The organism is Amycolatopsis granulosa, from assembly GCF_011758745.1.
In the GTDB taxonomy this organism is placed as follows: domain Bacteria; phylum Actinomycetota; class Actinomycetes; order Mycobacteriales; family Pseudonocardiaceae; genus Amycolatopsis_E; species Amycolatopsis_E granulosa.
On sequence record NZ_JAANOV010000001.1, the window covers coordinates 2,262,731 to 2,276,572 of the forward strand.

At 66.0% G+C, this 13,842-nt stretch carries 7 protein-coding genes and 3 rRNA genes; 2 read left to right on the plus strand and 8 right to left on the minus strand.

Annotated elements, in window-relative coordinates; all coding sequences use genetic code 11:
• Position 1: 1 nt before the first annotated feature.
• The 6 genes from FHX45_RS10910 to FHX45_RS10935 all read right to left on the minus strand — a co-directional run bounded on the left by FHX45_RS10910 (position 2) and on the right by FHX45_RS10935 (position 9,042).
• Positions 2 to 751, minus strand: a complete 750-nt coding sequence (locus FHX45_RS10910; protein ID WP_167099615.1) for a type 1 glutamine amidotransferase — start codon at positions 749 to 751, stop codon at positions 2 to 4.
• An 87-nt stretch (positions 752 to 838) separates the two neighbouring features.
• Positions 839 to 955, minus strand: a 5S ribosomal RNA gene (rrf, locus tag FHX45_RS10915).
• A gap of 70 nt (positions 956 to 1,025) precedes the next feature.
• Positions 1,026 to 4,144: ribosomal RNA gene (locus tag FHX45_RS10920) — 23S ribosomal RNA — on the minus strand.
• A gap of 286 nt (positions 4,145 to 4,430) precedes the next feature.
• Positions 4,431 to 5,955 (minus strand): 16S ribosomal RNA (locus tag FHX45_RS10925).
• Together the 16S, 23S and 5S rRNA genes form the textbook arrangement of a ribosomal RNA operon.
• A 375-nt stretch (positions 5,956 to 6,330) precedes the next feature.
• Complete coding sequence (locus FHX45_RS10930) at positions 6,331 to 7,674, minus strand: glutamine synthetase family protein (RefSeq protein WP_167099618.1); 1,344 nt, start codon at positions 7,672 to 7,674, stop codon at positions 6,331 to 6,333.
• A gap of 9 nt (positions 7,675 to 7,683) precedes the next feature.
• Positions 7,684 to 9,042 carry an MFS transporter gene (locus FHX45_RS10935; protein WP_167099621.1) on the minus strand — a complete coding sequence of 453 codons (1,359 nt, stop codon included), beginning with the start codon at positions 9,040 to 9,042 and terminating at the stop codon, positions 7,684 to 7,686.
• Here FHX45_RS10935 and FHX45_RS10940 point away from each other — a divergent pair.
• Both FHX45_RS10940 and FHX45_RS10945 read left to right on the plus strand, forming a co-directional pair.
• On the plus strand, positions 9,041 to 9,991 hold the full coding sequence (locus tag FHX45_RS10940; RefSeq protein ID WP_167099624.1) for a GlxA family transcriptional regulator: 951 nt from the start codon (positions 9,041 to 9,043) through the stop codon (positions 9,989 to 9,991). The two genes, FHX45_RS10935 and FHX45_RS10940, sit on opposite strands and share 2 nt — an antisense overlap.
• A gap of 17 nt (positions 9,992 to 10,008) precedes the next feature.
• Positions 10,009 to 10,701, plus strand: coding sequence for an LppX_LprAFG lipoprotein (locus FHX45_RS10945; protein WP_167099628.1), 693 nt, complete (start codon positions 10,009 to 10,011; stop codon positions 10,699 to 10,701).
• Here the strand turns inward: FHX45_RS10945 and FHX45_RS10950 are convergent.
• Both FHX45_RS10950 and FHX45_RS10955 read right to left on the minus strand, forming a co-directional pair.
• Complete coding sequence (locus FHX45_RS10950; protein WP_167099630.1) at positions 10,698 to 12,251, minus strand: alpha/beta fold hydrolase; 1,554 nt, start codon at positions 12,249 to 12,251, stop codon at positions 10,698 to 10,700. The two genes, FHX45_RS10945 and FHX45_RS10950, sit on opposite strands and share 4 nt — an antisense overlap.
• 22 nt (positions 12,252 to 12,273) lie before the next feature.
• Positions 12,274 to 13,830, minus strand: a complete 1,557-nt coding sequence (locus FHX45_RS10955) for an alpha/beta hydrolase (protein WP_167108736.1) — start codon at positions 13,828 to 13,830, stop codon at positions 12,274 to 12,276.
• Between the last annotated feature and the right edge of the window lie 12 nt (positions 13,831 to 13,842).

Below are 13,842 nucleotides of genomic sequence, written 5' to 3' on the forward strand. Positions count from 1 at the left end.
ATCACGCGAACGGGAGCGACGCCGGTGGGGCGGGCTCCAGTGCGCCGCGGGCGAGCTGGACGAACCGGGTCGCGAACGGCTGCCAGGTCTCGGCGATGTCGGCGTGGTTGCGGTCGAGCGTCTCGATGTCGAACACGTCGGCCGGGCGGGTCGCCGCCATCCGTGGTGCGTCCCGTGCCCAGGCTCGGACGGCCGCGGTGGTGGTTTCGATGTGGAACTGGAGGCCGTAGGCGCTGCGGTGGAGCCGGAACGCCTGGTTGGGGTATCGCGGAGCGGATGCGAGGAGGACGGCACCGCGGGGCAGCCGGGTGATGACGTCCTCGTGGAAGTGCATGACGTCCTGCATCAGCGGGAGGTCGGCGAAGAGGGGGTCGCTCCACGCGGCGTCCTTCTTCGCGACGAGCGCCGCACCGACCTCGGGGCCGGATTCGCCCACCTCGACCCGGCCACCGGCGCCGACCGCGAGGAGCTGGGCTCCCAGGCAGATCGCGAGGGTGGGCACGTTCGTCCGCGCCGCATTGGCGAGGAGCGTGCGGACGTCGGCAAGCCACGGGTGCCGGGTATCGTCCTCGGCGCCCATCCCGCCGCCGAGGCACACGACGCCCTGATGCTCGTCGAGGGTGGTGGGAAGGGAGTCCTGTGGCAAGCTCCGGATGTCCAGTTCCGCGCCGGCCTCGGTGAGCCAGTCGGCGAGGGCCCCCGCCGGATCCGTGGGATCGGGTTGCAGGACCAGGAGGCGCGCCGTCGTCATGTCCGCCAGCATAAGGGCACAAAAAGGCCCAGGGGCCCGGGAGAACGTGAAGTTCTCAACCGGGCCCCTGGGCTTTTGTGAAGTTGTGTTCGGCGGTGTCCTACTCTCCCACACCCGCGGGGGTGCAGTACCATCGGCGCTGGCAGGCTTAGCTTCCGGGTTCGGAATGGGACCGGGCGTTTCCCTGCCGCCATGACCACCGAAACTCTCCGAAACAACACCCGTTGCCTGGGTGTGGTGTCTCAGAGTTGCAGAGCGGATGCGTAGCAGCTTTGTGGGCAAGTCCTCGGCCTATTAGTACCAGTCCACTCAAAAACACATTACTGTGCGTCCATGTCTGGCCTATCAACCCAATCGTCTCTTGGGGGCCTTAACCCACAAAGGGGTGGGAGACCTCATCTAGGAACAGGCTTCCCGCTTAGATGCCTTCAGCGGTTATCCCTTCCGAACGTAGCTAACCAGCCATGCCACTGGCGTGACAACTGGCATACCAGAGGTTCGTCCGTCCCGGTCCTCTCGTACTAGGGACAGCCTTCCTCAAGTCTCCTACGCGCGCGGCGGATAGGGACCGAACTGTCTCACGACGTTCTAAACCCAGCTCGCGTGCCGCTTTAATGGGCGAACAGCCCAACCCTTGGGACCTACTCCGGCCCCAGGATGCGACGAGCCGACATCGAGGTGCCAAACCATGCCGTCGATATGGACTCTTGGGCAAGATCAGCCTGTTATCCCCGGGGTACCTTTTATCCGTTGAGCGACATCCCTTCCACCAGGAGATGCCGGATCACTAGTCCCTGCTTTCGCACCTGCTCGACCCGTCAGTCTCACAGTCAAGCTCCCTTGTGCACTTACACTCAACACCTGATTGCCAACCAGGCTGAGGGAACCTTTGGGCGCCTCCGTTACCTTTTAGGAGGCAACCGCCCCAGTTAAACTACCCACCAGGCACTGTCCCTGAACCCGATCAGGGCCCTAGGTTAGATTCCCAATCCGACCAGAGTGGTATTTCAACAATGACTCCACCCGAACTAGCGTCCAAGCTTCACAGTCTCCCACCTATCCTACACAAGCCGAACCGAAAACCAATACCAAGCTATAGTAAAGGTCCCGGGGTCTTTCCGTCCTGCCGCGCGTAACGAGCATCTTTACTCGTAGTGCAATTTCACCGGGCCTGTGGTTGAGACAGCCGGAAAGTCGTTACGCCATTCGTGCAGGTCGGAACTTACCCGACAAGGAATTTCGCTACCTTAGGATGGTTATAGTTACCACCGCCGTTTACTGGCGCTTAAATTCTCAGCTTCGCCCCACAAGGAGACTAACCGGTCCTCTTAACGTTCCAGCACCGGGCAGGCGTCAGTCCATATACATCGTCTTACGACTTCGCATGGACCTGTGTTTTTAGTAAACAGTCGCTTTCCGCTGGTCTCTGCGGCCAACTCACCCTAGCCCGCAAAGGGGCTTCAAGTGCTTTGGCCCCCCTTCTCCCGAAGTTACGGGGGCATTTTGCCGAGTTCCTTAACCACAGTTCACCCGACCGCCTTAGTATTCTCTACCTGACCACCTGTGTCGGTTTGGGGTACGGGCCGCACATGTTCTCGCTAGAGGCTTTTCTCGGCAGCATAGGATCACCCTACTTCACCTCAACGGCTACGCATCACGTCTCAGACACATAAGCAGCGGATTTACCTACCACTCGTCCTACACGCTTACACCAGTACAACCACTCACTGGCGGAGCTACCTTCCTGCGTCACCCCATCGCTTGACTACTACCAGCTCAGGCCCCACGCAGACCAACCTCAACCCGAAAGTCTCAGCCAGCCCGGGTGGTTAGTATCACCAGCCTCGTCATGGGCGAACATACGCGGGTACGGGAATATCAACCCGTTGTCCATCGACTACGCCTGTCGGCCTCGCCTTAGGTCCCGACTTACCCTGGGCAGATTAACTTGACCCAGGAACCCTTGGTCATCCGGCGGCAGAGTTTCTCACTCTGCATTCGCTACTCATGCCTGCATTCTCACTCCCACACCCTCCACCACTCGCTTCCACGGTGGCTTCCCCGGATGCAGGACGCTCCCCTACCCAACAACACCACTACACAACACTCACAAGGAGCGAAGTGGATGTACATGTGTCATTGACACGGCTTCGGCGGTGTACTTCAGCCCCGCTACATTATCGGCGCAGGACCACTTGACCAGTGAGCTATTACGCACTCTTTCAAGGATGGCTGCTTCTAAGCCAACCTCCTGGTTGTCTCGGCGACCCCACATCCTTTCCCACTAAGCACACACTTAGGGGCCTTAGCCGGTGTTCTGGGCTGTTTCCCTCTCGACGACGAAGCTTATCCCCCGCCGTCTCACTGCCGCACTCTCACGTGATGGTATTCGGAGTTTGGTTGACTTCGGTAACCCGGTAAGGCCCCTAGGCCATCCAGTAGCTCTACCCCCACCACGAAACATGCGACGCTGCACCTAAATGCATTTCGGGGAGAACCAGCTATCACGGAGTTTGATTGGCCTTTCACCCCTACCCACAACTCATCCCCCAGGTTTTCAACCCTGGTGGGTTCGGCCCTCCACGAGGTCTTACCCTCGCTTCAGCCTGGCCATGGGTAGATCACTCCGCTTCGGGTCTAGACCACGCGACTCACACGCCCTATTCAGACTCGCTTTCGCTACGGCTACCCCACACGGGTTAACCTCGCCACGCAGCACTAACTCGCAGGCTCATTCTTCAAAAGGCACGCCATCACAATCTCACGATCGCTCTGACGGCTTGTAGGCACACGGTTTCAGGTACTCTTTCACTCCCCTCCCGGGGTACTTTTCATCTTTCCCTCACGGTACTAGTCCGCTATCGGTCACCAGGAAGTATTTAGGCTTACCGAGTGGTCCCGGCAGATTCACAGCAAATTCCACGAGCTCGCTGCTACTCGGGAACACCAACACACCACACCAACACAGCTTTCGCGTACGGGACTCTCACCCACTCCGGTCCACCATCCCAGGCGGTTCCACTAGCCATGCAGCACGATGCCAGAAGTGTCAGCTCCTGGAAGTCAGGTCCCACAACCCCGCACACACAACCCCTGACAGGTATCACATGCGCACGGTTTAGCCTCCTCCGCTTTCGCTCGCCACTACTCACGGAATCACTAAGTGTTTTCTCTTCCTACGGGTACTGAGATGTTTCACTTCCCCGCGTTCCCTCCACGCACCCTATATATTCAGATGCGGGTAACACCTCATAACAGGTGCTGGGTTTCCCCATTCGGACACCCTCGGATCACAGCTCGGTTGACAGCTCCCCGAGGCTTATCGCAGCCTCCCACGTCCTTCATCGGCTCCTGATGCCAAGACATCCACCATGTGCCCTTAACAACTTGACCACAAAGATGCTCGCATCCACTCTGCAATTCTCAAACACCACACCCAGAAACAACACACGTGTTGCCTCAGGACCCAACAGCGTACCCATGAGCACCCACCGATCCGGCCAGCCATGCCGTTCCACACTCCCCGAAAGAAGCAGTACTAAACCATCACCACACCATCACGATGAGCATCAGCCAGCCGTCCACAATTCCTCGAGCAACCAGACAGCGCCACAGGCGGACACTGAGCCTGGCCACCCCACTCACCGAAACCGGTGAGCGGATGTGTTGTGCTCCTTAGAAAGGAGGTGATCCAGCCGCACCTTCCGGTACGGCTACCTTGTTACGACTTCGTCCCAATCGCCAGTCCCACCTTCGACCACTCCCTCCCCGCAAGCGAGGTTGGGCCATGGGCTTCGGGTGTTACCGACTTTCATGACGTGACGGGCGGTGTGTACAAGGCCCGGGAACGTATTCACCGCAGCGTTGCTGATCTGCGATTACTAGCGACTCCGACTTCACGCAGTCGAGTTGCAGACTGCGATCCGAACTGAGACCGGCTTTAAGGGATTCGCTCCACCTCGCGGTATCGCAGCCCTCTGTACCAGCCATTGTAGCATGTGTGAAGCCCTGGACATAAGGGGCATGATGACTTGACGTCATCCCCACCTTCCTCCGAGTTGACCCCGGCAGTCTCCCGCGAGTCCCCGCCATTACGCGCTGGCAACACAGGACAAGGGTTGCGCTCGTTGCGGGACTTAACCCAACATCTCACGACACGAGCTGACGACAGCCATGCACCACCTGCACACCGGCCACAAGGGGGCCGACATCTCTGCCGGTTTCCAGTGCATGTCAAGCCCAGGTAAGGTTCTTCGCGTTGCATCGAATTAATCCACATGCTCCGCCGCTTGTGCGGGCCCCCGTCAATTCCTTTGAGTTTTAGCCTTGCGGCCGTACTCCCCAGGCGGGGCGCTTAATGCGTTAGCTACGGCACGGACAACGTGGAAGTCGCCCACACCTAGCGCCCAACGTTTACAGCGTGGACTACCAGGGTATCTAATCCTGTTCGCTCCCCACGCTTTCGCTCCTCAGCGTCAGTATCGGCCCAGAGACCCGCCTTCGCCACCGGTGTTCCTCCTGATATCTGCGCATTTCACCGCTACACCAGGAATTCCAGTCTCCCCTACCGAACTCAAGCCTGCCCGTATCCACTGCAGGTCCGGAGTTAAGCCCCGGATTTTCACAGCAGACGCAACAAGCCGCCTACGAGCTCTTTACGCCCAATAATTCCGGACAACGCTTGCACCCTACGTATTACCGCGGCTGCTGGCACGTAGTTAGCCGGTGCTTCTTCTCCAGGTACCGTCACTTACGCTTCGTCCCTGGCGAAAGAGGTTTACAACCCGAAGGCCGTCATCCCTCACGCGGCGTCGCTGCATCAGGCTTCCGCCCATTGTGCAATATTCCCCACTGCTGCCTCCCGTAGGAGTCTGGGCCGTGTCTCAGTCCCAGTGTGGCCGGACACCCTCTCAGGCCGGCTACCCGTCGTCGCCTTGGTAGGCCATCACCCCACCAACAAGCTGATAGGCCGCGGGCCCATCCCGTACCGCCGAAACTTTCCACCCACCACCATGCGGTGCCAGGTCATATCCGGTATTAGACCCCGTTTCCAGGGCTTATCCCAAAGTACAGGGCAGGTTACCCACGTGTTACTCACCCGTTCGCCACTCATCCACCCAGCAAGCTGGGCTTCAGCGTTCGACTTGCATGTGTTAAGCACGCCGCCAGCGTTCGTCCTGAGCCAGGATCAAACTCTCCAACAATGCTAGAAAATCGATCCGGCTATAATTCATAGCCTCAAAGGAACCCACAAAGGGTTCTAGCTAATCAAACTGGCTTTAGCTCATCAATACACTGTTGAGTTCTCAAACAACACGAAGCTGCTGCTTCTTCAAAGCTTTTGTTGGTTGTCGCGGAGGGCGTCAGCAACCCTACTCGTTTAGCAGTAGTGGTTGGCGACCCACCCGCGGGCCGACCAAGAACTTTACCCGGTTCGGTTCGCGGTGTCAACCGCCCGACCCTGGCCCGTCCGCCGGGGCTTGCGGCCCCGTCGTCCCGGTCTCCCTGGCGACGAAGAGAAGATTACACGCTCTGGACCCCCCTCGAACAGGGGGGTCCCTTAACGGCATTTCCGCTGATCAGAGCACCGGCAGCAGCGTCATGAGCTCGTACGGCGTGACGGAGCGGCGGTAGGCGTCCCACTCGGCGCGCTTGTTCCGGAGGAAGAAGTCGTAGACGTGCTCGCCCAGCGCGTCGGGCAGCAGCTCGGACTTCTCCATCTCGGCGAGCGCTTCGCCGAGGTTCTGCGGCAACTGGTCGTACCCGGCCGCGCGGCGCTCCGCGTCGCTCATCGACCAGATGTCGTCCTCGGCCGCCGGCGGCAGCTCGTACCCCTTCTCGATGCCCTTCAGCCCGGCGGCGATCACGACCGAGTAGGCCAGGTAGGGGTTGCACGCCGAGTCGATCGTGCGGATCTCCACCCGGCGGGAGGACGCCTTGCCGGGCGAGTAGTTCGGCACCCGCACCAGCGCGGACCGGTTCGCCCGTCCCCAGGAGACCGTGGTCGGTGCCTCTCCCCCGCTGATCAGCCGTTTGTACGAGTTCACCCACTGGTTGGTCACTGCGGAGATCTCCCGCGCGTGGTGCATCAGCCCGGCCACGAACGCCTTGCCCGTCTCGGACAGCTCGTACGGGTCCTCCGGGTTGTGGAACGCGTTGCGGTCGCCCTCGAACAGCGACACGTGCGTGTGCATGCCCGACCCCGGCTGCTCGGTGAACGGCTTGGGCATGAACGTCGCGCGCACCCCCTGGGTCAGCGCGACCTCCTTCACCACGTACCGGAACGTCATCACGTTGTCGGCCATGGTCAGCGCGTCGGCGTACCGCAGGTCGATCTCCTGCTGCCCCGGGGCGCCCTCGTGGTGGCTGAACTCGACGGAGATGCCCATCGCCTCGAGCGCCTCGATGGCGTTGCGGCGGAAGTGCGTCGCCGTCGCGTGACTGGTCTGGTCGAAGTACCCGCCGTTGTCGGCGGGCTCGGGTTCACTGCCGTCCGACGGCAGGCTCGACAGCAGGAAGAACTCGATCTCCGGGTGCACGTAGCAGGTGAACCCGGCCTCACCGGCCTTGGACAGCTGGCGCCGGAGCACGTGCCGCGGGTCGGCCCACGACGGCGAGCCGTCGGGCATCGCGATGTCGCAGAACATCCGCGCCGAGTAGTGCCCGCCCTCCGGGGTCTCCCAGGGCAGCACCTGGAACGTCGACGGGTCGGGCTTCGCGATCATGTCCGATTCGTAGACGCGCGCGAAGCCTTCGATGGCCGATCCGTCGAACCCGATCCCGTCGCTGAACGCACCCTCCAGCTCGGCGGGAGCGACGGCCACCGACTTCAGGAAACCCAGGACGTCGGTGAACCACAGACGGACGAACCGGATGTCACGTTCTTCCAGCGTGCGCAGCACGAACTCCTGCTGGCGATCCATGGCCGCACCCTACGCACGGCGTGTTAACGGCATGTTTCGTGGTACCCGCGTTGCCCTGGCCGAGGGAATCAGCAGCGACATCACCGTGGCCAGGGCGCACAGGCCGCCCGCGATGTACCACGCGGGGTTGTAGCTGCCGGTGTGGTCGTGGATGAGGCCGGCGCCGGTCGCGGCGATCGACGCGCCGATCTGGTGGGAGGCGAACACCCAGCCGAACACGATGGGGCCGCTCACGCCGAAGCGCTCGCGGGCCAGCGCCACCGTGGGCGGCACGGTGGCCACCCAGTCCAGCCCGTAGAAGATGATGAACGCCCACATCGGCGGCTGCGTCGTCGGTGCGAACAGGTGCGGCAGCAGGATCAGCGACCCACCGCGCAGGAAGTAGTACACGCCGAGCAGGATCCGCGGGTCGAACCGGTCGGTGAACCAGCCGGAGGCGATCGTGCCCGCGACGTCGAAGAGGCCGACGACCGCGAGCAGCGAGGCCGCGGTGGTGGGCGGCATACCGTGCTCGTGCGCGGCCGGCACGAAGTGGGTCTGGATCAGGCCGTTGGTGGACGCCCCGCAGACGGCGAACCCGCCCGCGAGCAACCAGAACGTGCGTGTCTTCGCGGCCTGTCCCAGCACCTGCAGCGCGCGCCGGGCCGCTCCCGACGACGGTGGCACCTCCTCGGCCTCGGTCGCGCCGTACGCGGTCAGGCCGATCTCGCTCGGGTGGTCACGCAGGAAGATCAGCGTGATCGGCACGACCGCGAGGGCGGCGAAGGCGACCACCAGCGACGCGGTGCGCCAGCCCTGGTGCGTCGCCAGCGCGGCGAGCAACGGCAGGAACACCAGCTGCCCGGCCGCGCTCGCCGCGGTGAGGATGCCGCTCACCAGGCCGCGGTGGCGGACGAACCAGCGGGAGGTGACGGTAGCCACGAACGCCAGCGCCATCGACCCGGTGCCCAGCCCGACCAGCACGCCCCAGCACAGCAGGAGCTGCCAGCTCGCGGTCATGAACACCGTCAGCCCGCTGCCCGCAGCGACCAGGACCAGCGCGCCGACGACCACCCGGCGCATGCCGAGCCGCTCCATCAGCGCGGCGGCGAACGGTGCGGTCACGCCGTAGAGCAACAGGTTGATCGACACCGCGGACGAGATCGTGGAGGTCGACCAGCCGAACTCCTCGTGCAACGGGTCGATCAGCACGCCGGGGACGGCGCGGAACCCGGCGGCACCGACGAGCGCGACGAAGGCCGCGAAGGCGACGAACCAGGCCGGGTGTATGCGCGCGCGGGACTGCGTTGAGGTCACCGGGCCAGCTTCACCGATCACTGCGCCGCAGACGAGTGGCCGGAGCGCCAATCTGTGCAAGAATCTGGCCATGCACCGGGTGGTGGTTCTCGCGGTTTCCGAGGTGGTGGGGTACGACCTGAACATCGCCCCGCTCGTCTTCGGCACGGCGAGCCAGGACGGTGCCCAGCTCTACGACGTGCGCGTGTGCAGCCCGGACGGCCGGCCGGTGCGGGTCAGCCACGGTTACGACGCGCACCTCGACCACGGTCCGGAGGCGCTGGACGACGCCGACACCGTCGTCATCCCCGGCACCCGCGTGACCGGGCCGCGCCACGAGGGCGTCCTGCCGCCCGACCTGGCGGCGGCCATGGCCCGCATTCCGCCGTCGGCCCGGCTGGTCTCGATCTGCACCGGCGCGTTCGTGCTGGCCGCGGCCGGGGTGCTCGACGGGCGACGGGCGACCACGCACTGGGCGCACGCGGCCGACTTCCGGCGGCTCTACCCCCGGGTGGACCTCGACGAGAACGTGCTGTTCGTGGACGACGGCGACGTGCTCACCTCCGCCGGGCTCGCCGCCGGCGCGGACCTGTGCCTGCACCTCGTGCGCTCCGACCACGGCAGCGCGGTCGCCAACCACGTGGCCCGGTACTGCGTGGTGCCGCCGTGGCGCGACGGCGGGCAGTCCCAGTTCATCGAGCAGCCCCTGCCCGACGGGGACGGCAGCACCGCGGCCACCCGCGCCTGGGTGCTGGAACGGCTCGCCGACCCCCTCGACCTGGCCACGCTGGCGCGCCACGCGGGCATGAGCGTGCGCACCTTCAGCCGGCGGTTCCGCGCCGAGACCGGGCAGTCGCCACGTGCCTGGCTCATCCAGCAGCGCGTGCTGCACGCCCGGCACCTGCTGGAGACCACGGACCTGCCGGTCGACCGGGTCGCCGCCGAGTCCGGCCTCGGGACGGCGGCGTCGCTGCGCCAGCACCTCAACGCGTCGATCGGGGTGGCACCGCTGGCATACCGCCGGACCTTCACCCGCGGCTGATCGCTACCGTGGACCGCATGCTCCGCCGACGCACCGCCGGTGTTCTCGCCCTGGTCCTGGCGCTGTCCACCGCCTGCTCGACGGCGCCCCAGGAGCCGCTGCCCGACGGGCGAGCGCTCGTGGACGCCGCCGGCGTGAGCCTCGACGGGGTCCGCAGCGTCCGGTTCGACTTCAGCGTCAGCTCCACCGTCCCCGGCCTGGACATCCGTGAGGTCAAGGGATTGGCCAGCAAGGACGGCGGTCCGCACGGCACGGCGATCGGGCAGGCGGACGTGCAGGCGTCGGTCGAGCGGTTCGAGCTGGACTACGTGCTGGCCGGCGAGACGCTGTTCCTCACCGACCGGAAGGGCAGGCAGTCGCAGGTTCCGGTGCCCGCCGACTACAACCCCGCGACGCTCCTCGATCCCGGCCGCGGGCTGCCGAAACTGCTCGCCGAGGCGACCGGGCTGAAGACCGAGACCAAGGAGGACGTCCTCGGCGTCGAGGCGTACCGGGTCACCGGGAAGCTCGCCAGGGACGTCATCTCCGGGGTCGTGCCCGGCATCCAGGCCGATGTCGACGTCAAGTTCTGGGTGACGCAGGCCGAGCCGCGCAACCTGGTCCGGGTGTGGATCCAGGTGCCGCCGCGGCAGCCGAACGAGGGCGCTACCCAGCTGGAGCTCGCGCTGTCCGATCAGAACGTGCCGGTCGGAACCACCCCCGGCCGTTAGGCCGGGCAGCGCGTGCCGGGGGCCGGCTGGGTGCCGTCCACCAGGTAGTCGAGGCCGGCGACGTCCACGCACATGTCACCGTGCAGGAACGCGGTGTGCTGCGTGCCCGCCACCGTCAGCAGCCCGCCGTGGAACACGTTCGCGAGGTTGACCCCGGCCTGGTACGGGGTGACCGGGTCGCCGGTGGTCGAGATGACCAGCGGCGGCGCCGGCGGCACGACCACCGGCTGGTGCGGCTGGGACGTGCTCGGCACCGGCCAGTGCGCGCACACGTCCAGCTCGCCCTGGTCGGGACGGCCCCAGCCGAGGAACGGCGCGGCGTCGATCATCCGCTGCCGGACCGCGGCGGGATCCGCCACCGGCGCGTTGTCCACGCACCGCACCGCGTAGTAGGCGTCCTGCAGCGACGAGTACCTGCCGTCCGCGGCGCGCTCGTAGTAGCCGTCCGCGAGCCGGAGCAGGATCGAGCCGTCCCCGGCGCGCAGCAACCCGAGCCCGGTGTTGAGGAACGACCAGGACTGGCTCGAGTACATCGCCTCGACCACCCCGGTGATCGCATCCCGGTAGGACAGGTGCCTGCCGTCCCCGGTCCGCGCCGGCGCCGTGATCAGCGGCTGGACCAGGTTCTCGAACTCCGTGGTCGCCTTGGCCGGATCGCGGCCCAGCGCGCAGCCGTCGTGCCGTGCGCACTCCGTCGCGAACTGGCCGAACGCGCGGGAGAACCCGCTGCCCTGCGCGACCAGCGAATCCGGGTCGTTCTCGGCCGGATCGATGGCGCCGTCCAGCAGCAGGGCACGCACCCGGTCCGGGAACGCCTCGGCGTAGCTGTACCCGACCTGCGTGCCGTAGGAATAGCCCAGGTAGCTCAGCTTCGCGTCACCCAGCGCGGCCCGCAGCACGTCCAGATCCCGGACGACGTCACGGGTGCCCATGTTGGCGAGCATCGCCGCGCCGTGTTCGGTGCGCTGGGCGCACTTGCCCGCGTAGTCCGCCGCCTGGCCGCTCCACGCCGCGTCGGAGGTGCCCGGGGTACTGTCCCGCACCGCGTCGCGCTCGGCGTCGGTCAGGCACTGCACGCGCGGCCGGCTCGCGCCGACACCACGCGGGTCGAACCCGACGAAATCGAACCGCAGGCCGATCGCGTTGTTCACGACCGTCGGCACCAGCCGCGCGGCCGCCTCCATCCCGGAACCGCCCGGCCCGCCCGGGTTCATCACCAGCGACCCGATCCGGTTGGCCGGGTCGAGCGCCTGGTGCCGCAGCACGCCCAGGGTGATCGTCTCGCCACGCGGGTTCGCGTAGTCCAGTGGCACGGTCAGCCGCGCGCACTCCAGCCCCGGCGCGCGGAACACGTCCTGGCTCTGCTGCCCCGTCGCGTACGCCGCGCAATCACCCCACGCCAGCTTCTGCTCGTAGAAGCGGTCGAGTGCGTGGGTGTCCGCGACGGGTGACGGGGACGGCGGCGGCGCCGTGGCCTGCGTGGTGCACGCGGTCAGCGCGGTGGCCAGCAGGCCGGCGGTGATCAGCGTCCGTAGGCGGGAGAAGCGCATCTCCCACATCGTGCCAGCCCGGTCACGGAGCGGTACAGCGCGCACCCTCGGGCGGGAGCGTCCCGTTGATCAGGTAGTCACTGCCGATCCGGTCCACGCACGAGATTCCCTGCAGGAAAACGGTGTGCTGAGTGCCCTCGAAGGTCAGCAGCGCACCCTTCATCGCGTTCGCGAGGTTCACCCCCGCTTGGTAGGGCGTGGCCGGATCGTTCGTGGTGGAGATCACCAGGACCGGCGGCACGCCCGAGACGTGCGGCTCGTGCGGCTGCGACGTGTTGGGCACCGGCCAGAACGCGCACGGGTCCAGCGCGGCACCGTTGGGCCTGCCGTCGTCGAGGAACGGCGCAGCCTGGTCGTACCGGTTCTCCGCCGTCAGGATCTCGGCCCGGTCGGTGACCGGCGGATCGTCCACGCAGCGGATGGCGGTGAACGCGTCCTGGGTGTTGGTGTAGTGGCCACTGCTGTCGCGCTCGTTGTACTGGTCGGCCAGCGCCATCAGCGTCGTGCCCTGACCGTCCTTCACCTCGTTGAGCCCGGCGTTCAGCGGCGGCCACAGCTGCTGCGAATACAGGGCCTGGATCGTGCCCAGCGTGGCGTCGTCGAAGGTGAGTTCCCGGCCGTCGCGCAGCCGGACCGGGTGGTCGATCAGCGGCCGCACCAGGTCCTGGAAGGCGCGGGTGGCGGCGGAGGCGTCCGGGCCGAGGGCGCAGTCCCGGCGCGCCGCGCACCACTTCGCGAAGTCGTTGAACGCGACCCCGAAACCCCGGCCCTGCGCGACCAGCGACGAAACCTCGTCCTCGTTCGGGTCCACCGCGCCGTCGAGCACCATGGCACGCACGTTCTGCGGGAACGCCTCGGCGTAGGTGTAGCCGAGGCGAGTGCCGTAGGAGTAGCCCAGGTAGGTCAGCTTCTGCTCGCCCAGCGCCGACCGCAGGACGTCCATGTCGCGGACCACGTCGCGGGTGCCCAGGTTCGCCAGCATCGCCGCGCCGTGTTCGGTGCGCTGGGCGCACTTGGCCGCGAACTGCTTCGACTCGGCCTCCTGGCGGGCCACCCCGGCCGGCGAGCCGTCGGTGTCCAGATCCTCGGTGCGCTCCTGGTCGCGCTCGGAATCGGTCAGGCAGGTCACCTCCGGCTCGCTGGCACCGACACCGCGCGGGTCGAACCCGACCAGATCGAACCGCTTGCCGAGATCCGTACCGGCCACCTGTGAAGAGAGCCCGGCGGCCGCGGACATGCCGGACGCGCCCGGCCCGCCCGGGTTGAGCACAAGCGCGCCGGTGCGGTGCGCGCTGTCGGACGCCTTGTGCCGCAGCACGCCGATCGTGATCGTGTCGCCCTGCGGCTTGGCGTAGTCCAGCGGCACGGTCAGCCGCGCGCACTGCAGGTCGGTCCGGCCGAAGGCGGACCGGGCGTCGTCCGACGTCGCGTAAGGTGCGCAGGCGCCCCAGGTCAACGGCTGGGCGTAGAACCGGTCCAGCCCCGCGGGGACCGGCCCGGCCGGCCCGGCCGACTCCGTCGTCACCGTGGGCGCCGCGGGCGCCGGCTGCTGCGGCGAGGTGCACGCGGCGAGCGGCATCAGCAGGCAGGC

What these genes read in the sequence shown, in the direction of transcription:
- FHX45_RS10940 (WP_167099624.1), top strand. Translation starts at nt 9,041, where the DNA reads ATGCACCGGGTGGTGGTTCTCGCGGTTTCCGAGGTGGTGGGGTACGAC.
- FHX45_RS10935 (WP_167099621.1), bottom strand. Translation starts at nt 9,042, where the DNA reads ATGGCCAGATTCTTGCACAGATTGGCGCTCCGGCCACTCGTCTGCGGC.
- FHX45_RS10945 (WP_167099628.1), top strand. Translation starts at nt 10,009, where the DNA reads ATGCTCCGCCGACGCACCGCCGGTGTTCTCGCCCTGGTCCTGGCGCTG.
- FHX45_RS10930 (WP_167099618.1), bottom strand. Translation starts at nt 7,674, where the DNA reads ATGGATCGCCAGCAGGAGTTCGTGCTGCGCACGCTGGAAGAACGTGAC.
- FHX45_RS10955 (WP_167108736.1), bottom strand. Translation starts at nt 13,830, where the DNA reads ATGCCGCTCGCCGCGTGCACCTCGCCGCAGCAGCCGGCGCCCGCGGCG.
- FHX45_RS10910 (WP_167099615.1), bottom strand. Translation starts at nt 751, where the DNA reads ATGACGACGGCGCGCCTCCTGGTCCTGCAACCCGATCCCACGGATCCG.
- FHX45_RS10950 (WP_167099630.1), bottom strand. Translation starts at nt 12,251, where the DNA reads ATGCGCTTCTCCCGCCTACGGACGCTGATCACCGCCGGCCTGCTGGCC.